The organism is Janthinobacterium sp. SUN118, assembly GCF_030397695.1.
Taxonomy (GTDB): Bacteria; Pseudomonadota; Gammaproteobacteria; order Burkholderiales; family Burkholderiaceae_D; genus Janthinobacterium.
In genome coordinates, this window is record NZ_JAPUBV010000006.1 from 254,603 (window position 1) to 273,213 (window position 18,611).

An 18,611-nucleotide genomic window follows, 5' to 3' on the forward strand; every position below is an offset into this window, starting at 1 on the left:
TCTAATCAGACACCGGGAGCTACGCATGGCGCTGACCCTGACCTTTACCGACACCGATGAATTGCTGCTGGCGGCGCTGCACAAGCGTGCCCGCGCGCATGGTCGCAGCATCGAGGAAGAACACCGCGACATCCTGCGCCATGCCTTGCGTCCGCTACCGAAGCGCCCGCTCGAGGATATCTTGCGCAGCATGCCCGCCGTGGGGCTCGACACGGATTTCGAACGCCGCTCCTGATGCCTGATCCGGCTTATCTGCTGGATACGGACGTGATCGTTGCCGCGCGCCGCGGCAGCGCTGCGCCGGCGGGCGTGGGGGCTTTTTTCGAACGCGTGGCGCCCGCGGCCCGCTATGTGCCGGTGCAGGTCATCGCGCAATTGCGCGCGGGCATACAGCAAAGCTGGCGGCGCGAGGCGGCATTGGAAGCGCTGGCCCTGGAAGCGTGGCTGGAAGCGCTGCTGGTCGAGTATGCGCCGCGCCTGCTCGAGTTCGACCTCGATTGCGCGCTCGTGTGCGCGCGCCTGCATGGCCGTGCCCATGCGCATGGCGTGGACGGGCAGATCGCGGCGATGGGCATCGCCTATGGCTTGACGGTGGTCAGTGGCAGGCTCGGCAGTTTCGTGGCGCAGGGGCTGCGCCTGGAAAATCCGTTTATCTGATGCGTGCTTCGCGGCGTCGCATGACGCCGTAGCGGGCGAAAGGGGATGTGCTTGAGCGGCGCAGCCCTGCCTTGGCAAGGTAGCGCAGGCCGGCGCCCACGCTGCCGGTGTTGGGCGCGGTTCTTATTGCGGCTTGTTGTCTTCGTCTGCCAGCGGATCCTCGAACGGATCGGCGGCGGGGATCGTGTACTTTTCCTCGGCCCAGGCGCCCAGGTCGATCTGCTTGCAGCGCTCCGAGCAGAACGGGCGGTATTTATTGGCTTCAGTCCATTCGACTTTGGCGGCACAGGTAGGGCAGTTGACTACGGTCATGGCGATTACAGTTAAAAATTACAGAGCGTGAGCTCGAATGGGACATCGTCTTCCAGCGGCTTGGGTTTCAAGTCGCCGCCCTGGGTGGTGAAGCGCACCCACAGCATGTATTTGTTGGCGGAAATTTCCGGGATGGCGCCGCTGGTTTCATCCAGGCTCAGGCGCAGCATCTGGTAGACCTTGCCTTGCAGCATTTGCTGGTAGCTGCCGCCATTGGCGATCAGTTTCACGGGGCCGCCCGAATCGCGCAGCAGGCGCAGCACGAGGGCCAGCGCATCGAACAGCGGGGCCAGCGGGGCAAACCAGGCGTGAATATCGGCCAGCCGTTGTTCCGAGCTGCGTTTTTGCCAGGCAAAGTAGGACGGCAAGTCGAATTCGCAGGCGCCGCCCGGGATGATGGTGCGGCCGCGGATGCTCATCAGCCATTCATTGTCGCGGATATTCTGCCCCGTCTTGCCTTGCGCCGCCACCAGGGCGCCGCTGACACTGTCGAGTTCCGCCAGGATGGCGTCCAGGGTTTCCGGTTCCACATTCGGATTGCTGCGGTAGCCCAGCAGGCTCTGGCGCTGGCGCTCGAGCTCCTGCAGCAAGTCGGATTTCAGGTCGGCGCGGCCGGCCACTTCGAGCATATCGAAAATAGTTGCCAAAGCAACATGGTGTTGCATTGCATGTTCCTGCTGGACGAAGAACTTGAATTTGTCGTACAGGTCTTCCAGCCGCAACAAGGTACGTATGCGTTCGTTGAAAGGGTATTCGTAGACAATCAAAATAGTTCCCTTAAGTAAGGACCTGCAAACAATCCCGTGATTTTGAACCAAGCGTCGACAAATTACAAACGTTGCGACCCGATTCCAGCCATTCTTTTTGAAAATGCCAGATATAAATCGTGCAACTGGGCAATCTGCGGCTCGAGTGCTGCCAAATCGCCATTGTTATCGATCACGTCGTCGGCCGCGGCCAGGCGCATGGTGCGCGTCGCCTGCGTCGCCATGATGGCCTTGACTTGTTCTTCCGATAAGCCATTGCGCGCCATCACGCGCGATACTTGCAGGCTTTCCAGGCAATCGATGACCAGCACGCGGTCGACCCGCTCCACCCATCCGCCAGACTCGACCAGCAGGGGCACGGCAAAGATCACGTAGCTGCCCGTCGCTTCGGCGGCCGCCGCCAGGGTCGCCTGGCGGATGCGTGGATGCAGGATCGCTTCCAGCCGCGCCTTGGCGTCGGCATCGGAAAACACGAGAGTGCGCATCCTGGCACGGTCCAGGGCGCCGCGCGCATCGGCATAGGCGGCGCCAAATTCGGCCACCAGGGCCGGCATGGCCGCGCCATTCGGTGCCGTCAGGCTGTGCGCGATCTGGTCGGTGTCGACGATGGTGGCGCCGCGCGCGGCGAACATGTCGGCCACCGTGCTCTTGCCGCAGCCGATGCCGCCAGTGAGTCCTACGCTGAAATAGGGCGCGTTCTGTGTTTCCATATCTGTTGTCCAATCCGGGGCAGCCATGCTGCGCGAAGAAAATCAGCCGATCAGGCCAAGCGTGAGTTGCGACAGCGGCGTGCCGTACAGCAGGGCGATAAGGCCCGCGGCGGCCAGGTAGGGGCCAAACGGAATCGGCTTGTCGCGTCCCCGCCGGGCAAACACGATCAGGCCGATACCGACCAGGGCGCCGACCAGCGACGACAATAAGATGATTGTCGGCAACATGGTCCAGCCCAGCCAGGCACCGAGCGCCGCCAGCAATTTGAAGTCACCATAGCCCATTCCTTCCTTGCCTGTCGCCAGCTTGAAGGCCCAGTACACGCTCCACAGGGCCAGATAGCCGGCGGCCGCGCCGATGACGGCATCCTGCAGGGGCACGAAAGTACCGTTGATATTGACCAGCAGACCGGCCCACAGCAGGGGGAAGGTGAGGTCGTCCGGCAGCATTTGCGTATCGGCGTCGATGAAGGTCATGGCGATCAGCAGGTAGGCAAAGACGAGCGTGGCCAGCCCCGTCCAGCCGCTGCCGAAATGCCAGACCAGCACGGCCGACAGCGCGCCCGTGAGCAATTCCACCAGCGGATAGCGGGCCGAGATCGGTGCCTGGCAGGCGCTGCATTTTCCGCGCAGCAGCAGGTAGCTGATGACGGGAATGTTTTCCATGGCCGTGATGCGGTGGCCGCAGGCGGTGCAGTTCGAATGCGGCAGCATCAGGTTGTAGCGGTCCGTATGCGGCAACGGCTGGCCGCTTTCTTCCGCCACGTAATTATCGGAGTCGCGCTGCATCATTTTCGGGATGCGGTGGATCACGACGTTCAGGAAGCTGCCGACGATCAGGCCGAACAGGGCGGCGACGAGGGCGACGGGCAGGTTGCCGGGCGCGGCGAACAACAGGGTATCTTGCAGCATGGTGACTAGTCTGAAGTGAAGATTGTTGCCGCGCAAACATTGCCTGGCACTGCCGCAGTGTAAAACATCCGCCAGCGCATGGGGGTGTTTTGGCGGCGCGATCGTTCAAATCACGGCGCCGAGCTTAAAAATGGGCAAATACAGGGCGATCACGAGGGCGCCGACCAGCACGCCCAGCACCACCATCAGCGCCGGCTCCAGCAGCGATGCCAGGACCGATATGCTGGCTTCGATTTCCCCTTCGATGATCTCGGCCGCGCGCGACAGCATGGCGTCCAGCGCGCCCGATTCCTCGCCGATCAGCGCCAGTTGCGTCAGCAGGTCGGGAAACACGCCGGCATGCTCCATGGCCAGGGCCAGGCTGCCGCCGGCGCGAATGTCGCGTTCGATGCGCTGCGTCGCTTCCCGGTACAGCGCGTGGCCCGAGGCGGCACCCACCAGGTCGAGCGAGTCGAGCAGGGGCACGCCGGCCGCGAACATGGCGGCCAGGGTGCGTGTCCAGCGCGCGATCGCCGCCTTGCGCAGGAGCGGGCCGAACAGTGGCAAGCGCAGCGCCTGCCATTGGGCGTGGCGGCGCAAGGCGGGCCAGCGGCGCCAGGCCAGGCGCAGCAGCAGGGCGGCCACGGCCAGCGCGACAGCCAATCCTGGCCAGTAGCGCACGAAAAAGGACGACAAACCCATGACGAGCAAGGTCGGCAGCGGCAACGGTGCGCCGAAGCTGTCAAAGACCTGGCGGAAGGCGGGCACGACCACGCTCATGATGATGGCCGTGACGACGATGGCGACAAGCACGATGGCCAGCGGATACATCAGCGCACCGCGCACTTGCCGCCGCAGGGCGATGGCTTTCTCCTGGTGAGTGGCCAGGCGCGCCAGCAATTCCTGCACGATGCCGGCCTGCTCGCCGGCGGCCAGCAGGTTGCAATACAGTTCGTCAAACAGCAGCGGATACTGGCGGAACGCCTGCTGCAGGCTGCTGCCCGCTTCGATATCGCTGCGCAAGTCGCGCATCAGCTGCGTGATGGCCGGCTTGGCGTGGCCCTTGCCGGCGATGTCGAAGGCATGCAGCAGCGGCACGCCGGCGGCCATCATGGTCGACAGCTGGCGCGTAAACAGGGCGATATCGTTGTGCGTGATGGCCTTGCCGGGCGCGGCGCGCGGGGCCTTGACCTTGCTGGCGAGGATGCCCTGACGCCTTAGCGCGACCTTGGCGGCGCCGGCATCGGCCGCGCGCAGGACGCCGTCCACCGTCTTGCCATGGCGGTCAGTGCCTTTCCATGCAAACCGCTGCTCGGCCGCCATGTACGCCTCCTGCCGTCAAGGTAGCAGCGGCAGGCCAAAGCGCCAGCGGCGCTGGCGGCAAGCTTGATCTGGCTCAGCCTTTTGTCGTTTGCACTTCCGTCTGCACAACGGCCTGGGCTTTCACATCGGCGGCGTCTTCCTCGTCGATGTCCGTGCCCTTGCTGATGCTTTCGCCATCGTCGCGGCGCAAGGTCCAGAAGGTCAGCGAGGACAGCACCGTCAAGGCGGCCAGGGTCAGGAAGGCGTGGTGCAATGCCGTGCTCAGCATGGCGCGGTCCGACTGCGGCATGTCGCCCAGGTACCAGCCCGTGATCAGCGAGCCGAAAGCGAGGCCAAAGCTCATCGACAGCTGCTGCATCGAGCTGGCGATGGTGCTGGCCATGCTGGAGTCGGCATTGTCCACGTCGGCATATGCGATGGTGTTCATGCTGGAAAACTGCAGCGAATTGAAAAAGCCCATGCACAGGCTGATGGCGACGATCACGTACAGGGGCGTACCCACGCCCACCTGCGAGAACATGGCGATGGTGACGCCGATCAGCACCGTGTTGACGATCAGCACCTGGCGGTAGCCGAAGCGGGCCAGCACGCGCGCGGAAATGAATTTCATGCCCATGGCGGCGGCGGCCGACGGCATCATCAGCAGGCCCGACTGCCAGGCGGGCAAGCCCAGGCCCAGCTGGTACAGCAGCGGCAAGAGGAAGGGCAGGCCGCCCACGCCCAGGCGCGTGACGAAGCCGCCCACCACGGAGACGCGGAAGGTGCGGATCTTGAACAGGGTCAGGCGCAGCAGCGGATGCAGCACTTCGCTCGAGTGCCAGGCATACGCGGCCAGCAGGCTGATCGAGATGAACAGCAGCACGGCAAACGAGGTGGGGTCGATGCGGTGTTCGCCGAAGATTTCCAGCAGCCACGACAGCAGCGCGATGCCCGTGCCGAACAGCACCAGGCCGATCAGGTCCAGCGGGCGCGGCTTGTCGCCGTAATAGTCGGGCATGTAGCGGTGCGCCAGGTAGAGGGCCACGAGGCCCACGGGCACGTTGACGAAGAAAATCTCGCGCCAGGACAGCCAGTGCACGATCAGCCCGCCCACCGTGGGGCCCAGCAGGGGGCCGATCAGGGCCGGGATGATGACGAAGTTCATGGCCGCCAGCAGTTGCGACTTGGGAAAGGTGCGGATGATGGTGAGCCTGCCCACCGGCATCATCATGGCCGCGCCCACGCCCTGCAGCAGCCGCGCCGCCACCAGCATCGGCGAATTGACGGACAGGCCGCACAGGATCGAGGCGATGGTGAAGATGGCGACGGCGGCGGAAAACACGCGCCGCGTGCCGAAGCGGTCGGCCATCCAGCCGCTGATGGGGATGCACACGGCCAGACTCAGGATATAGCTGGTGACGACGGCCTTCAGGCTCAGCGGCGTCACGTTCAGGCTGGCTGCCATGGCGGGAATGGCGGTGTTGACGATGGTGGAGTCGAGTTGCTCCATGAACAGGGCGGTGGCGACCACCCAGGGAAGGTAGCTTTTAATCGGGGAACTGGTCATGGATGCGGAGCCTGGTCGTGGATACTGCGCCTGTGTATGCCAGCAATTGTCACATAAATGGCCCCGCCACGTCGCCGGCTCCCCCTGCCATGATATTGCCTTATGGAAATATCGACGCTTTCTCCAGCTTGTCGAGCGCGTCCAGCAACGGTTGCGCCGCATCGGCGATGCGTTCCAGGCTGGCTTCGCGCAGGGCGCCGGTGTCGACCGCATGCCCGGATTTCAGTCCGGCCCAGCGCAGCAGCGCCACGCAGGCGGCGGGCGTGTCGAACATGCCGTGCAAATAGCTGCCCAGGATCTGCCCGTCGGGCGATACGGCTCCTTCGGGCCAGCCCTTGATGACAAACGCCGGCTGCTGCAAGGCCGCGCCCTGCGAGACGCCCATGTGGATTTCATAGCCGGCGACGGCAATGTCAGTCGCTTCGTCAAATGCGCAGTGGCCCGTGACCTGTTCCAGCGTCTTTTCGGCCGTCAGCTGCGTGTGCATGTCGAGCAGGCCCAGCGCCGTCGATACGCCGCTGGCGCCTTCCACGCCCAGCGGGTCGTGCACGGACTGTCCCAGCATCTGGAAGCCGCCGCAGATGCCGATCACCTTGCCGCCATAGCGCAGGTGTTTCGCCAGGTAGGCGGGCCAGCCCTGCTGCTGCAGCCAGGCCAGGTCGCCGCGCGTGTTTTTGCTGCCGGGCAGGATCACCAGGTCGGCCGGCGGGATCGGCTGCCCCTGCTTGATGAATTGCAGGTCGATATCGGGATGCGCGCGCAGGGCGTCGACATCCGTGTGGTTGCTGATGCGCGGCAGTTGCGGCACCACGACTTTGAAGGCTCCCCGTTCCGCCTGCGTCGCTTCGACGGCGTCTTCCGCATCGAGGAACAGGCCTTGCAGGTAGGGCAGCACGGCCAGCACGGGCTTGCCCGTCTGCTGTTCCAGCCAGTCGATGCCGGGCGCCAGCAGCGAGATGTCGCCGCGGAAGCGGTTGATGACGAAGCCGACGATGCGCGCCCGCTCGCTGTCGGACAAACAGGCCAGGGTGCCGATGATGTGCGCGAAGACGCCGCCGCGGTCGATGTCGGCCACCAGGATCACGGGGCAGTCGACGGCTTCCGCAAAGCCCATGTTGGCGATATCGCGCGCCCGCAGGTTGACTTCGGCGGGACTGCCCGCGCCTTCGACAACGACGGCGTCGTATTGCCCACGCAGGCGCGCATAGGATTCCAGCACGGCGCCCATGGCGATGGTTTTGTACTGCTGGTAGTCGCGCGCATCCATCTCGGCACGCACCTTGCCATGGATGATGACCTGCGCGCCCGTGTTCGACGAAGGCTTTAACAGCACCGGGTTCATGTCCGTGTGCGGCGCGATGCCGCAGGCCAGCGCCTGCAAGGCCTGGGCGCGTCCGATCTCGCCGCCGTCGGCCGTCACCGCGCTATTCAAGGCCATGTTCTGCGGCTTGAACGGCGCCACCGTCACGCCGCGCCGTTTCAACAATCGGCACAGGGCCGCGACGACGGTGCTCTTGCCGGCGTCGGACGTGGTGCCTTGCACCATCAGCGCCGGAAATGGCGCTTGTCGCGTCATGGGACGGCTTTCGCGCGGCGCTGGCGGGCCAGCTCCAGCTGCTCGCACATGGCGGCCGTGCCTTCGATCATGCGCGGGCCGGCGCGGTTCAGCAAATCGCCATTCAAGCGGAACAGGTTATTGCGGCGCACGGCCGTCATCGACGGGAAGGCGCGCCACATGGCCAGTCCGCCTTCGCTGCGCGCATCGCTTTTCTCGCTGGTACCGAAGATGACTTCCGGGTCTTCCTGCAGCACGCCTTCCGGCGTGACGACGGGCGCCACCACCTTCATCGCGGCAAACACATTCTGGCCGCCGCATACGCGCATCGAATCGCTGATGATGCTGGCGCCGCTCAAGGTATAGAGCGGCTTGTCCCACACCTGGTAAAACACGCGCACGGGCGGACGCTGCGCGTATTGCGACGTCAAGCTGGCCAGTTTGGCGCGCAGCTGGGCGGCCGCCGGTCTGGCGACTTTTTCCGTCCCCATCAGCTGGCCCAGGCGCTCCATGCTGTCGGGGATGTCGGCCAGCTTGCGCGGTTCGCTGTGGTAGATGGGCACTTTCAGCTGGCGCAGCATGGCGATCTGGCGCTCGGCGCTGCCATGCATCCAGACGACGATCAGGTCCGGCTTCATGGCGATGATGCGCTCCATGTCGTATTGGCGGTTGTCGCCCACCTGCGTGATTTTTTTCGCCGCCTCCGGGTAGTCGCTATAGCTGACGACGCCGGCGATCTTCTCGCCGCCGCCGGCCGCGAACAGCAGTTCCGTGACGTGCGGCGCCAGCGCCAGGATGCGCTGCGCGGGTTTTTCCACGGTGACGGTATTGCCGTCGTCGTCGCGCACGGTGATGGCGGCATGCGCCTGCAGCGAAATCAGTCCGGCCAGCAGCAGCGATCTGTTCAGGTTTTTCATGTGTGCTTCCATGCTGTGAGGGCCTGCTGCAGGCGCAGCCAGGCAGGTTCGTCGGGGGGCAGGCCCAGGCGGATGCCGTGGGCGGCGTGGCGGAACAGGCGCACCCAGATACCGGATTCCGCCATGTGGCGCCAGAAGGCGTCGGCGCGTTCTTCCGGCCACCATTGAAACAGCGCCGTGCCGTTGCTGGCGATGCCGTGGGCCGCCAGCAGCTGCCGCAGACGTTCGCCTTCCGTTTGCAGGCGTGCGCGCATCGCCTGCTGCCAGTACGTGTCGTTCAGGGCGGCCAGCGCCACTTGCTGGGCCGGACCGCTGACGGTCCACGGGCCCAGCAGGTCGGCCAGTTGTGCCAGCAGCGCGGGCTGGGCGGCGACAAAGCCCAGGCGCAGGCCCGCCAGGCCAAAGAATTTGCCCACCGAACGCAGCACGATGAGTCCCGGCTGCTGCGTATGGCGGCCCAGGCTGGCGTGCGATTCCGTATCGCCAAACGCTTCGTCGACCACCAGCCAGCCGCCGCGCGCGGCCAGCCTGGCGGCCCACTCCCGCAGCAGTTCGGGGGCGATGCGTTCGCCCGTGGGATTGTTCGGATTGCAGATGACCAGCACGTCGCAGTGGTCCACGGCGCCGGCCAGTTGCGCATACGGCATCTGGCGCAATTGATGGCCATGCTGGCCCCAATGGTGCGCGTGTTCCGCATACGACGGCGCGGCCACCACCACGCGCGATGGCGCGCGCAGCCGGGGCAGGGCCTGGATGGCGGCCTGCGTGCCCGCCACGGGCAGCATGGCCGGCGCGCCGTAGTAGGCGCAGGCGGCAGCGGCCAGCGCCGGATCGGCTTCCGGCAGCCGGTGCCAGGCGTTGGCGTCCGGTGCTGGCGCCGCATACCAGTGCGGGTTGATGCCGGTCGACAGGTCGATCCAGTCGGCCAGCGGCCGGCCATATTCGCGCGCCGCATCGCGCAGGTTGCCGCCGTGTTCAAGCAAGATAGGTCTCCCGCAGGTAAGACAGGCCCGCCAGCAGCGCCACCCAGATCAGCCACAGCACGGCCGTCTCGGCGACCAGGCGCCAGGCGCGGTCGATATCGTGCGCTTCGGCCGGGCGTCCGCTGCCCAGCGGCGGGCGGCGTTCCAGCTTGCCGTCGTAGATGGCGTCGCCGCCCAGGGCCAGGCCCAGAGCGCCGGCACCGCTGGCCATGACGGGCCCCGCATTCGGGCTGCCCCAGTGCGGCGCCTGACTGCGCCAGCAGTGCCAGGCGCGCTGCTTGTCCGCCATGCGCTTGCCCAGCAAGACATACGACAGGGCCGTCAGGCGCGCCGGCAGGTAGTTCAATATGTCGTCGATGCGCGCGGCGCAGCAGCCGAACCAGTCGTAGCGTGCGTTGCGGTAGCCCCACATGGCGTCGAGGGTATTCGCCAGCCGGAATAGCACGGCGCCGGGGCCGCCGGCCACGGCAAACCAGAACAGGGTGCCGAAGACGGCGTCGTTGCCGTTTTCCAGCAAGGATTCCGTGCTGGCCTTGGCCAGGCTGGCCGCATCGGCGTTGGCCGTGTCGCGGCTGACGATGCGCGCCGTCAGCAGGCGCGCGTTGTCCAGATCCCCGGCGGCCAGCGCGTCGGCGATCGGCTGGTTATGGTCGCGCAGGCTGCGCAAGCCGAGGCATAGATACAGCAGGAAGACGTGGAGGGCCGCACCGGCCAGGCCGCACAGCCGGTAGGCGGCATAGCTGATCGGCAGCACGGCGAGCATCCATGCCAGCGCACCGCGCACGAAGCGCCCGCGGCCCCGGTTCAGCAGGCGCTCGAGCGCATTCGCGAGGCGGCCAAAACCGACCAGCGGATGCCAGCGGCGCGTCTCGCCCAGCAGCATGTCGAGCAGCACGCCGGCCGTCATCAGGCCCGCCAGCATGGGCAGCGACAAGCCGCTCAGCATGGGCCGCCCTTCAGGTGCAGCGGCAGGCCGGCGGCGACAAAAACGGCCCTGTCGCAGAGAGCCGCGACGGCCTGGTTCAGGCGGCCCGCTTCGTCGGTGAAGCAGCGCGAGATGGCGCCATACGGCACGATGCCCATGCCCACCTCGTTCGATACCAGCACGAGGTCGCAGCCGGTTTCCTCGATTTCGGCCAGCGCGTACAGCAGGTGCGCGCGCTCGCTGTGAAACAGTTCGGGCAGGGCGATGTCGCCCACGTCCGGATAGGTCTCGCCGGTGGAAAACATCAGGTTCGTCAGCCACAGGGTCAGGCAGTCGACCAGCAGCAGGCGGCCGGGCAGCGCCTGCCGCAGGATGGCGTCGCCCAGGCGCAGCGGTTCTTCCACGGTGGGCCAGTCTGCCGGGCGCTGCGCCCGGTGATGCGCGATGCGCGTGGCCATTTCGCCGTCGCCCGCCTGCGCGGTGGCGATGTAGATGACCTCCTTGCCGGACGCTCGTGCCAGTTGCTCGGCGTAGGCGCTCTTGCCGCAACGGGCGCCACCGAAGACCAGGGTGCGCGTCATGGCGCTGTTACCACTCGGTGCCGAGTTGCGCGCCAATGCCGGCCGCATACGCATGCTTGACGACGGCCATTTCGGTGACGGTGTCGGCGATGGCGATCAGTTCATCGGGCGCGCCGCGGCCCGTGATGACCACGTGCTGCATGGCCGGGCGCTCGAGCAGGTCGGCAATCACCTTGTGCACGTCCAGGTATTTGTACTTGAGGGCGATATTGAGTTCATCAAACAGTACCAGGCCATAGGCTGGATCGGCCAGGAAGGTCTTTGCCTGTTCCCACGCCAGTTCCGCTTTCTCGATGTCGCGTTCACGGTTCTGGGTTTCCCAGGTATAGCCTTCGCCCATCGCGTGGAAGCTGATTTCGTCGGGGAAGCGGCGCAGGAATTTCTCTTCGCCCGTCGACATGGCGCCCTTGATGAACTGCACCACGCCCACTTTCATGCCGTGGCCCATGGCGCGGATGGCCATGCCGAAGCCGCTCGAGCTCTTGCCCTTGCCATTGCCCGTGTTGACGATGATGATGCCGATTTCCTTGTCGGCCTTGGCGATGGCCGCGTCGATGATGGCCTTTTTTCTCTCCATGCGCACGCGGTGGCGTTCGTTGATGGCGGCGGTGTCCGCGTCGATGTTCTTGTTGTCGCTCATGTCAGTCCTCTTTCGGTATGAATATTTTGCGTTTGCCGTGGGCGATGATTTCGATCGGGTGGCCCAGGTAGTCGCTCAGGGTTGGCGCCTGCATGACTTCGGCCACGGGGCCGGCCAGCCAGCCGCCATCGCCCATCAGCAGCAGCGCATGGGTCGAGACGCTGTGCGCCAGGTTCAGGTCATGGCCCACCATGACCACGGTTTTATTCTGTTCGCGGCAGAGTTTGGCCAGCAATCCCATGACGCTGACCTGGTGTGCCAGGTCCAGTGCGTTGGCCGGTTCGTCGAGCAGCAGCAAGGGCGTATCCTGTGCCAGCATGGCGGCGATGGCCACGCGCTGGCGCTCGCCGCCGGACAGGCTGCGCACGTCACGTTCGGCCAGGTGCTCGACTTCCATCGACGCCAGCGCCGCCAGGGCGATGCGCTGGTCGTCGCTGCCTTCCCAATAGTGGTTGTCGTGATACGGGTGGCGTGCCGACAGCACCGTTTCGATGACGCGGTAGGAGAACGCGTCGTGGCGCGCCTGCGCCAGGAACGCCCGTTCGCGCGCCAGCTCGTCGAGCGGCCAGTCGATCAGGGCGCGGCCCTGTATCGTCACGTGGCCAGCATCCGGTTCGCGCAAGCCGGCGAGGGCGCGCAGCAGGGTGCTCTTGCCGGCGCCGTTGCGGCCGATGACGCTCCAGCATTCGCCCTCCTGGATGCGCCAGGTGAGGTTTTCCACGAGGCAGCGCGCGCCGGCCTTCAGGCCCAGTTGATAGGTGCGGATCATGTTTGTTTCATCCCCTGCGCAATCGATGCAGCTGGTACAGGAAGACGGGCGCGCCTATCATCGCCGTGACGACGCCGACGGGCAGCTGCAACGGTGCCAGCACGGTGCGCGCCAGTGTATCGGCCAGCACCAGGAAGGTGCCGCCGGCCAGGGCGGCGGCGGGAATCAGCAGGCGGTGATCGGGACCGCAGGCGAAGCGCAGCGCATGCGGCACGATCAGGCCGACGAAGCCCACGCTGCCGGCGCTGGTGACGGCGCTGGCCGTGAGGAGGCCGGAACAGAAGAACAGGCCCTTGCGCAGGGCGCCCACGCGCACGCCCAGCGTGCTGGCCGCTTCCGCGTGCAGGGCCATGACGTTGAGCGAACGCGCGCAGCGCAGCGCGAAGACCATGGCGCCGCCCAGGACCAGCCAGGGCATCAGCCGCGCCGGCGCGCCGGACAGGTCGCCGATCATCCAGAACACCATGCTGCGCAAGCGGCTTTCCGGCGCGATCGACAGCATCAGGGTGACGATGGCCATGCAGGCCGAAGCCAGGATCACGCCCGTCAGCAGCAATAGCGAGGCGCCGCCTTCGGCCGCCGTGCCGCCGCGCAGGTCGCGCCGCGCAAACAGGTACAGCAGCATGGAGACGCCGACGGCGCCGGCGAACGCCGCCGCGTCGACCACCCACAGTGCGCACATGAACAGCAGCGCGGCCAGGGCGCCGACGGAGGCGCCGGCGGAAATGCCCAGCACGTACGGGTCGGCCAGTGGGTTTCGCAGCAGCGCCTGCATCATCACGCCGGCCAGCGACAGTGCCGCGCCGGTGACAAACGCGGTCAGCGCGCGGCCAAGGCGCAGGTCGAGCAGGGTGGCGGCGAGGGTGTCGGTCTTGCCCTGTACGACATGGAACAGGGCGGAGGGCAAGTCGGCGAGCGGAATCGCGATCGAACCGATCATGCCGGAGAAAATCAGGCTGGCAACTGCGCACGCGACCAGCACCGTGAGGATCACGGTGGCGCGGTGGCGCATGTTGCGGAAAAATGGGTGCATGCATACCTTTAAAACGGGGACTACAGAACTGCACTGCGGGCGATGACGGATAGCGTCACCGCCCGCAGCTTACATCATTACTACGTGCTTATTTCATACCGTAGCGCACACCGACGAAGAGGTTTGAGCCTGGTGTCGCGTAGAAACGGCCCAGTTCATAGTCCTTGTTGGTGATGTTGTTCCAGCGAGCCAGCACCGACCAGTCGCGTGCGAACTGGTAGGTGGTGTACAGGTTCAGCAAGCCATAGCCGCCGAGAGTGGTTTTGTTGGCGGTATCTTCAAAACGCTTGCCCGACAATTGCCACTCAGTACCAGCGGTCAAGGAACCTGTCGTGTAATCGACGGCGAAATTGGCGTGCTTTTTCGCGCGGCGTGTCAATTGTTTGTCCATCGATTCATTGCGTGGATCTTGCAGGTCGATATTGCCACTGACGTTGAAGGCGCCGAACTTGTGTCCACCAGCCAGCGTCACACCTTTGAGCACGGCTTTGTCGACATTCATGCTGCAGCCATAGCCTGGTTTCCAGCCAATGACTGGACACGCCGATACGTAGTTGATCAAATCGGTAATCTTGTTATGGTAGTAGATCGCGCTCAGTTGCGACTGGCCGTCGTTGTAATGCAAGCCGATTTCAGCGTTGCGGCCCTTTTCTGGCTTGTTCGTGGGGAGGCCGGAATCAGGGTAGTAAAGATCGTTGAAGGTCGGGGCGCGGAAGCTGGTGCCATAGCTGGCGTTGGCGCGCAAGGAATTGCTGAAACGATAACCATAGGCGACGCTACCGGTGTTATGCGTGCCAAACGCCGAGCTGTCGTCGCGACGGCCGCTGATGCTGGCCAGGTGAGCGCCGCGTACCAGGTTGTACGATGCTGCGAAAGATTTTGTATTACGTCCGCCGGACAGGCCTTTGGCGGAGCTCACGACATCTTCGTCACGGTATTCACCCAGCAATTGCAGGTTGTCGCGGCCAATGAGAATATCGTTTTGCCAGCTGATGTCCGTTTGCTTGGTGTCGAACTGGCTTTTGCCGAAGGCGCCAACTGCGGAAACAGAGGTTTGTTTGTCCTTGGCTTGTGCATAGCGCAGCTCGCTGGTCCAGTTTGGCAAGAATTGATTCTTCGTGAAGACCGAGATGCTTTCCAGCTTATTGTGATTGCGTGCGTCGAAGTTCAATCCCGAATCGTATTGTGCATCCAGTTTGCTGTTCAGGAAAACCAGGCCGACGTCATGCCCTTTCGCCATCTGGTAGCCAAACTGGCCGCTGACGCTTTCCTTGTCGTAGCCGTCCTTGTCCGGATTGTAGGTGTACGTCGAGGCGCCCAGCTTGGAAGCGGAAAAGCCATCCGATTTTTCCTTGCCCGCGGTCAGCGCGTAGCTGAAGCTGTTGTCGCCACCGGTAGAGCCGGCAACACTGGCTTCGGCCTGGCGCGTGTTGTAGCGGCCGTAGCCAGCGAAGGCGGAAAAGCGCGTCGCGCCATCGCCTTTCTTGGTAAAGATCTGAATCACGCCGCCGACGGCATCTGCGCCATACATGGTGCTCAGCGGACCGTAGACGATTTCAACGTGGTCGATGCTCGACAGGGGCAGGGCGCTCCAGTTGGCAGCGCCCGATGTGGCGGAACCAATGCGGACGCCGTCGACCAGCACGATATTCTGGTTGCTGTTTGCGCCGCGAATGAATACGCTCGAATTTGTCCCTGGGCCGCCATTGCGATTGACTTCAATGCCGCGCTGCTTTTGCAGCAGGTCGATCAGCGTACCGGCGCCCGAGCGCGCGATGTCTTCCGAGCTGATGGTCTGCGTGTCGCTCAATACTTCGCTCAGGTGCTGTGGGTAGCGGCTGGCGGTAACGACAACGGGATCGAAGGTGTCGGGCGTGGTCTGGGCGAAAGCGGCAGGTGCGGCAATGGCTAGCGCGAGCGACGTGAGCGCCGCGTGGCGGGAAACAGCATGGGTCATGATAATTTTCAGTAAGTAATATGCAACCAGCCGACGTCCCCGTAGGCCAGATTGAACAGAAGTGGGAACTGAAGATGACGATCGAAGATGGCCATGGGCCATTTGGATCGCGAACATCCCCGTTCGCACACTTCCACCTGTCCTGGCCGGTATCCGGGCTGGCAAGTACAGCGATCCCACCTTCCCATGCTCGATGCTTGCAAGCACAGTGGTTGTCAGAGATAGCTTGTCGCCCGCTTCCTGTAGGGAGGGGCGACACTTGCTTACCGTTGCGGGGGCAGCACACGTTCGCCGCGAGCGCGGCATCGTGTTTCCCGTTTAACTGCGCTCATGGACATGAGCGCGGGCACCAAAACCCCGCCATTATACGTGCAGCAGGCATGGACTGACATGACTGGCTGGACAATTCGATATCAGAAATCGACGACGACCGTCGCACCGTAGCCGATTTTATGGACCGAATTGGCTGCCAGCAGGGCCGTTTCCTCCAATGGCAGCCCGGCTTGCAATGCGCAGAGCAGGCGGATGGTGCCCGCATGGCAGATGATGACCGCCGTTTCGTGTTGTTCGCGCAACAGGTCATGCAGAAATGCATCGATGCGGGCGGCCATTGCCAGCACATTTTCACCGCCGCCGGGGCGGTAGTGGGCCAAGTCGGCCGCCCAGGCGTCGATCGCGGCGCGCTCGATGGCGTGCCAGGGGTGCATTTCCCAGGAGCCGAAATCCATTTCGGCTAGCCGGTCGTCAAAGCGCAGGGCGCTGGCAGGCAGGTCTTGCGCCAATGCTGTCGCCAGGTCGGCGCAGCGGCGCAGCGGGCTGGCGTAGAGCGGCACATGTGCCGGCAAGCTTGCTTGCAGGCTGGCTCGCACGGCAGCCATGTCATGCGGCGCCACCGCCACGTCGCTGCGGCCATAGCAGGTACCGCTGGCGACTTGCGGCGCGGGGTGGCGGACGAGGATCAGGCGCATGCGTGTTTAATAGAAGCGCACGGGAGGCTGGAAGCTGGAGAGGATGGCCAGGTAGACAGCCACTTCCGCCATCTGCTGCACGGCGCCCAGGCAGTCGCCCGTGTAGCCTTGCAGGCGGCGCTGGCATTTGCGGCCCAGCCAGAATGCGCAGGTGGCCGCCGCCACGATGGCAAAGGCCAGCGCGCCCCAGTCAAATATTCCCAGTACGCCGCAGGCAGCGGCCGGCAGCAGGCCGCAGACGGCGGCGATGATGAATTCACCCGTGCGCATTTCCTGCGCCATCGGCTTGGCCTTGCCTTCGTCGCGCGCGTAGTCCATGAACCGGATCAGCGAGACGGCGGCCAGGCGCGAGAGCGGATTGGCGATGAACAGGGTCGCCACGACGACGGCTGGCGGCAGCGAGGCCAGTGCCGCGCATTTGATGGCCAGCAAACAGAGGATGCCGATGGCGCCATAGGCGCCGATGCGCGAATCCTTCATGATTTCCAGCACGCGCTCACGCGTCAAGCCGCCCCCGAAGCCGTCGCACATGTCGGCGAAACCGTCTTCATGGAAGGCGCCCGTCAGGTAGATGCCGGCGGCGACGGCCAGCAGCACGGCCACAGCCGAAGGCAGCAGCCAGTTGGCCAGCAGATACACGGCGCCGCAGATGGTCGCCACCACTACGCCGACCAGGGGAAAGTAGCGCGAGGCGTGCTGCAGCCAGGCTGGCTCGAACCCCACCCAGCGCGGGATGGGCAGGCGCGTGAAGAACTGCAGCGCGATAAAGAACAGGCGGCACTGGTGGACTGCGGCGGGAAGGGGATTGGCCATGGTCTTAGTCCGGCGTGGACTTTTCGCTGACCTGGGCCGAGGCGAAGGTGGCCATCTCGCGCATGAAATTGACGGCCGCGTGCAGCAGCGGCAAGGCCAGCGCGGAACCCGTGCCTTCACCGAGGCGCAAATCAAGCTGCAGCAGCGGACGCGCGCCCAGGCTGGCCAGCAGCTGGCGGTGGCCGTTTTCATCGGAGCAGTGCGAAAACACGCAGTAATCGAGGATGGCCGGCTGCAAACGGGCCGCCACCAGCAGGGCGCTGCTGACGATGAAGCCGTCGATCAGCAATATCATGCGCCGTTCGGCCGCTTTCAGCATGGCGCCCGCCATCATGGCGATTTCGAAACCGCCAAAGGTGGCCAGCACATCGAGCGGCTCATTGGCTGCCGCATGATGCGCGACAGCCGCTTCGATCACCTGCTGTTTATGTAGTACGCCTTCTTTCGAGAGGCCCGTGCCGGCGCCGACGCAATCGGCGACGGGCGTGCCGGTCAGCTTGTGCATCAGTGCGGCAGCGGCCGTGGTGTTGCCGATGCCCATTTCGCCAAAGCCCAGCACGTTGCCGTCCAAGGTGGCGACCAGATCCATCCCGGCCTGCATGGCGGCCAGGCATTGCTCCTGGCTCATGGCCGGTTCCGTGGCGAAGTTGCGTGTGCCAGGACCTTGCTTGCGGTCGAGCAAGCCATCGCGCACACCGAAATCGTGGTTCACGCCCGCGTCTACTATATAGAGGGCGCAATCGGCCTGGCGGGCGAAGACATTGATGGCGGCGCCGTTACCGAGGAAGTTTTCCACCATTTGCCAGGTCACGCTTTGTGGATAGGCGGAAATACCTTCGGCGACGATGCCATGGTCGGCTGCGAAAACGATGATGGCCGGCTGGTGCAGCGCCAGTTGCGTGCTTTGCTGGATCAGGCCGATCTGACGGGCCAGGGTTTCCAGCATGCCGAGGCTGCCCAATGGCTTGGTTTTGCTATTGATGGCATGGTCGAGTGCGCTGGCCAGGGTAGGATGGGCGGTGGGGGAGATGTGTGGGATAGGCATGGGAATCTATGTGGATGAGGCAGGGGGCGGTCGGCGCTACGATATCACACGGCAATATTTGCCCAACTGCAAAATAGCGCTTGCGGGGCGTGCTGCGCTTTGCTATAGTTCGCCTCCCCAATGAGACGCAGTCAAATGCGGCTTTGAGGATCACCGGAAACGGCGATGCAGTAAAAAGAAGGTGTTGACGATTGTGCTGAAATGCTTCATACTCTTCCT

General features: G+C 64.5%; 20 protein-coding genes and 1 riboswitch. Of the genes, 2 read left to right on the forward strand and 18 right to left on the reverse strand.

Translation table 11 applies throughout. The annotated features are described in order from the left end of the window. The first annotated feature begins 25 nt into the window (after window positions 1-25). Together O0880_RS26850 and O0880_RS26855 are read left to right on the forward strand one after the other, a co-directional pair. Window positions 26-235, forward strand: coding sequence for a hypothetical protein (locus tag O0880_RS26850; protein WP_071325271.1), 210 nt, complete (start codon window positions 26-28; stop codon window positions 233-235). Further along, window positions 235-657: a PIN domain-containing protein gene (locus O0880_RS26855; protein WP_071325270.1), complete on the forward strand. Its 423-nt coding sequence runs from the start codon at window positions 235-237 to the stop codon at window positions 655-657. The genes O0880_RS26850 and O0880_RS26855 overlap by 1 nt, the downstream gene beginning before the upstream one ends. Window positions 658-780: 123 nt before the next feature. Here the strand turns inward: O0880_RS26855 and yacG are convergent, their stop codons facing one another. The 18 genes from yacG to cobT all read right to left on the reverse strand — a co-directional run bounded on the left by yacG (window position 781) and on the right by cobT (window position 18,392). Beyond that, window positions 781-969 (reverse strand): DNA gyrase inhibitor YacG, encoded by a 189-nt coding sequence (yacG, locus tag O0880_RS26860; RefSeq protein WP_071325269.1) that lies wholly within the window; start codon window positions 967-969, stop codon window positions 781-783. Between the two features lie 11 nt (window positions 970-980). Next, on the reverse strand, window positions 981-1,736 hold the full coding sequence (gene zapD, locus O0880_RS26865) for a cell division protein ZapD (protein WP_071325268.1): 756 nt from the start codon (window positions 1,734-1,736) through the stop codon (window positions 981-983). Window positions 1,737-1,798: 62 nt separating this feature from the next. Then, the gene (gene coaE / locus O0880_RS26870) at window positions 1,799-2,446 is read right to left on the reverse strand and encodes a dephospho-CoA kinase (protein WP_289889498.1); all 648 of its coding nucleotides are present in this window, start codon (window positions 2,444-2,446) and stop codon (window positions 1,799-1,801) included. A 42-nt stretch (window positions 2,447-2,488) separates the two neighbouring features. Further along, a complete protein-coding gene (locus O0880_RS26875; protein WP_071325266.1) occupies window positions 2,489-3,358 on the reverse strand; it encodes an A24 family peptidase in 870 nt (289 codons plus the stop codon). A 105-nt stretch (window positions 3,359-3,463) separates the two neighbouring features. Continuing rightward, a complete protein-coding gene (locus tag O0880_RS26880; RefSeq protein ID WP_289889499.1) occupies window positions 3,464-4,660 on the reverse strand; it encodes a type II secretion system F family protein in 1,197 nt (398 codons plus the stop codon). 73 nt (window positions 4,661-4,733) lie between these two features. Next, entirely contained in the window at window positions 4,734-6,206 is a 1,473-nt protein-coding gene (locus O0880_RS26885; protein WP_232250971.1) for a DHA2 family efflux MFS transporter permease subunit, read from the reverse strand. Window positions 6,207-6,306: 100 nt separating this feature from the next. Then, window positions 6,307-7,782 carry a cobyric acid synthase gene (locus O0880_RS26890; RefSeq protein WP_289889500.1) on the reverse strand — a complete coding sequence of 492 codons (1,476 nt, stop codon included), beginning with the start codon at window positions 7,780-7,782 and terminating at the stop codon, window positions 6,307-6,309. Then, complete coding sequence (locus tag O0880_RS26895) at window positions 7,779-8,678, reverse strand: cobalamin-binding protein (protein WP_289889501.1); 900 nt, start codon at window positions 8,676-8,678, stop codon at window positions 7,779-7,781. The genes O0880_RS26890 and O0880_RS26895 overlap by 4 nt, the downstream gene beginning before the upstream one ends. After that, entirely contained in the window at window positions 8,675-9,661 is a 987-nt protein-coding gene (cobD, locus tag O0880_RS26900; protein ID WP_289889502.1) for a threonine-phosphate decarboxylase CobD, read from the reverse strand. Before cobD ends, O0880_RS26895 begins: the two co-directional genes overlap by 4 nt. Then, window positions 9,654-10,607: an adenosylcobinamide-phosphate synthase CbiB gene (gene cbiB / locus O0880_RS26905; protein ID WP_289889503.1), complete on the reverse strand. Its 954-nt coding sequence runs from the start codon at window positions 10,605-10,607 to the stop codon at window positions 9,654-9,656. Before cbiB ends, cobD begins: the two co-directional genes overlap by 8 nt. After that, window positions 10,601-11,167, reverse strand: a complete 567-nt coding sequence (gene cobU / locus O0880_RS26910; protein ID WP_289889504.1) for a bifunctional adenosylcobinamide kinase/adenosylcobinamide-phosphate guanylyltransferase — start codon at window positions 11,165-11,167, stop codon at window positions 10,601-10,603. Before cobU ends, cbiB begins: the two co-directional genes overlap by 7 nt. A gap of 7 nt (window positions 11,168-11,174) precedes the next feature. Next, window positions 11,175-11,807, reverse strand: a complete 633-nt coding sequence (gene cobO, locus O0880_RS26915) for a cob(I)yrinic acid a,c-diamide adenosyltransferase (RefSeq protein ID WP_289889505.1) — start codon at window positions 11,805-11,807, stop codon at window positions 11,175-11,177. Between the two features lies 1 nt (window position 11,808). Further along, window positions 11,809-12,576, reverse strand: coding sequence for an ABC transporter ATP-binding protein (locus O0880_RS26920; protein ID WP_071325257.1), 768 nt, complete (start codon window positions 12,574-12,576; stop codon window positions 11,809-11,811). 7 nt (window positions 12,577-12,583) lie between these two features. Beyond that, complete coding sequence (locus O0880_RS26925) at window positions 12,584-13,609, reverse strand: iron ABC transporter permease (RefSeq protein ID WP_289889506.1); 1,026 nt, start codon at window positions 13,607-13,609, stop codon at window positions 12,584-12,586. Between the two features lie 88 nt (window positions 13,610-13,697). Beyond that, window positions 13,698-15,566, reverse strand: coding sequence for a TonB-dependent receptor (locus tag O0880_RS26930; RefSeq protein ID WP_289889507.1), 1,869 nt, complete (start codon window positions 15,564-15,566; stop codon window positions 13,698-13,700). Between the two features lie 126 nt (window positions 15,567-15,692). Further along, a riboswitch (cobalamin riboswitch) is annotated at window positions 15,693-15,935 on the reverse strand. Between the two features lie 44 nt (window positions 15,936-15,979). Beyond that, entirely contained in the window at window positions 15,980-16,534 is a 555-nt protein-coding gene (locus O0880_RS26935) for a histidine phosphatase family protein (protein WP_289889508.1), read from the reverse strand. A gap of 6 nt (window positions 16,535-16,540) precedes the next feature. After that, window positions 16,541-17,347, reverse strand: coding sequence for an adenosylcobinamide-GDP ribazoletransferase (locus O0880_RS26940; RefSeq protein WP_289889509.1), 807 nt, complete (start codon window positions 17,345-17,347; stop codon window positions 16,541-16,543). Window positions 17,348-17,351: 4 nt separating this feature from the next. Continuing rightward, complete coding sequence (gene cobT / locus O0880_RS26945) at window positions 17,352-18,392, reverse strand: nicotinate-nucleotide--dimethylbenzimidazole phosphoribosyltransferase (RefSeq protein WP_289889510.1); 1,041 nt, start codon at window positions 18,390-18,392, stop codon at window positions 17,352-17,354. Window positions 18,393-18,611 lie beyond the last annotated feature (219 nt).

Bases quoted from the DNA above. Each gene is read 5' to 3' on its own strand.
- O0880_RS26855 (WP_071325270.1), top strand. From the start codon at position 235: ATGCCTGATCCGGCTTATCTGCTGGATACGGACGTGATCGTTGCCGCG.
- yacG (WP_071325269.1), bottom strand. From the start codon at position 969: ATGACCGTAGTCAACTGCCCTACCTGTGCCGCCAAAGTCGAATGGACT.
- O0880_RS26880 (WP_289889499.1), bottom strand. From the start codon at position 4,660: ATGGCGGCCGAGCAGCGGTTTGCATGGAAAGGCACTGACCGCCATGGC.
- cobO (WP_289889505.1), bottom strand. From the start codon at position 11,807: ATGAGCGACAACAAGAACATCGACGCGGACACCGCCGCCATCAACGAA.
- O0880_RS26890 (WP_289889500.1), bottom strand. From the start codon at position 7,782: ATGACGCGACAAGCGCCATTTCCGGCGCTGATGGTGCAAGGCACCACG.
- O0880_RS26925 (WP_289889506.1), bottom strand. From the start codon at position 13,609: ATGCACCCATTTTTCCGCAACATGCGCCACCGCGCCACCGTGATCCTC.
- cobT (WP_289889510.1), bottom strand. From the start codon at position 18,392: ATGCCTATCCCACACATCTCCCCCACCGCCCATCCTACCCTGGCCAGC.
- coaE (WP_289889498.1), bottom strand. From the start codon at position 2,446: ATGGAAACACAGAACGCGCCCTATTTCAGCGTAGGACTCACTGGCGGC.
- O0880_RS26940 (WP_289889509.1), bottom strand. From the start codon at position 17,347: ATGGCCAATCCCCTTCCCGCCGCAGTCCACCAGTGCCGCCTGTTCTTT.
- O0880_RS26920 (WP_071325257.1), bottom strand. From the start codon at position 12,576: ATGATCCGCACCTATCAACTGGGCCTGAAGGCCGGCGCGCGCTGCCTC.
- O0880_RS26935 (WP_289889508.1), bottom strand. From the start codon at position 16,534: ATGCGCCTGATCCTCGTCCGCCACCCCGCGCCGCAAGTCGCCAGCGGT.
- cobU (WP_289889504.1), bottom strand. From the start codon at position 11,167: ATGACGCGCACCCTGGTCTTCGGTGGCGCCCGTTGCGGCAAGAGCGCC.
- O0880_RS26885 (WP_232250971.1), bottom strand. From the start codon at position 6,206: ATGACCAGTTCCCCGATTAAAAGCTACCTTCCCTGGGTGGTCGCCACC.
- O0880_RS26895 (WP_289889501.1), bottom strand. From the start codon at position 8,678: ATGAAAAACCTGAACAGATCGCTGCTGCTGGCCGGACTGATTTCGCTG.
- cbiB (WP_289889503.1), bottom strand. From the start codon at position 10,607: ATGCTGAGCGGCTTGTCGCTGCCCATGCTGGCGGGCCTGATGACGGCC.
- O0880_RS26930 (WP_289889507.1), bottom strand. From the start codon at position 15,566: ATGACCCATGCTGTTTCCCGCCACGCGGCGCTCACGTCGCTCGCGCTA.
- O0880_RS26850 (WP_071325271.1), top strand. From the start codon at position 26: ATGGCGCTGACCCTGACCTTTACCGACACCGATGAATTGCTGCTGGCG.
- O0880_RS26875 (WP_071325266.1), bottom strand. From the start codon at position 3,358: ATGCTGCAAGATACCCTGTTGTTCGCCGCGCCCGGCAACCTGCCCGTC.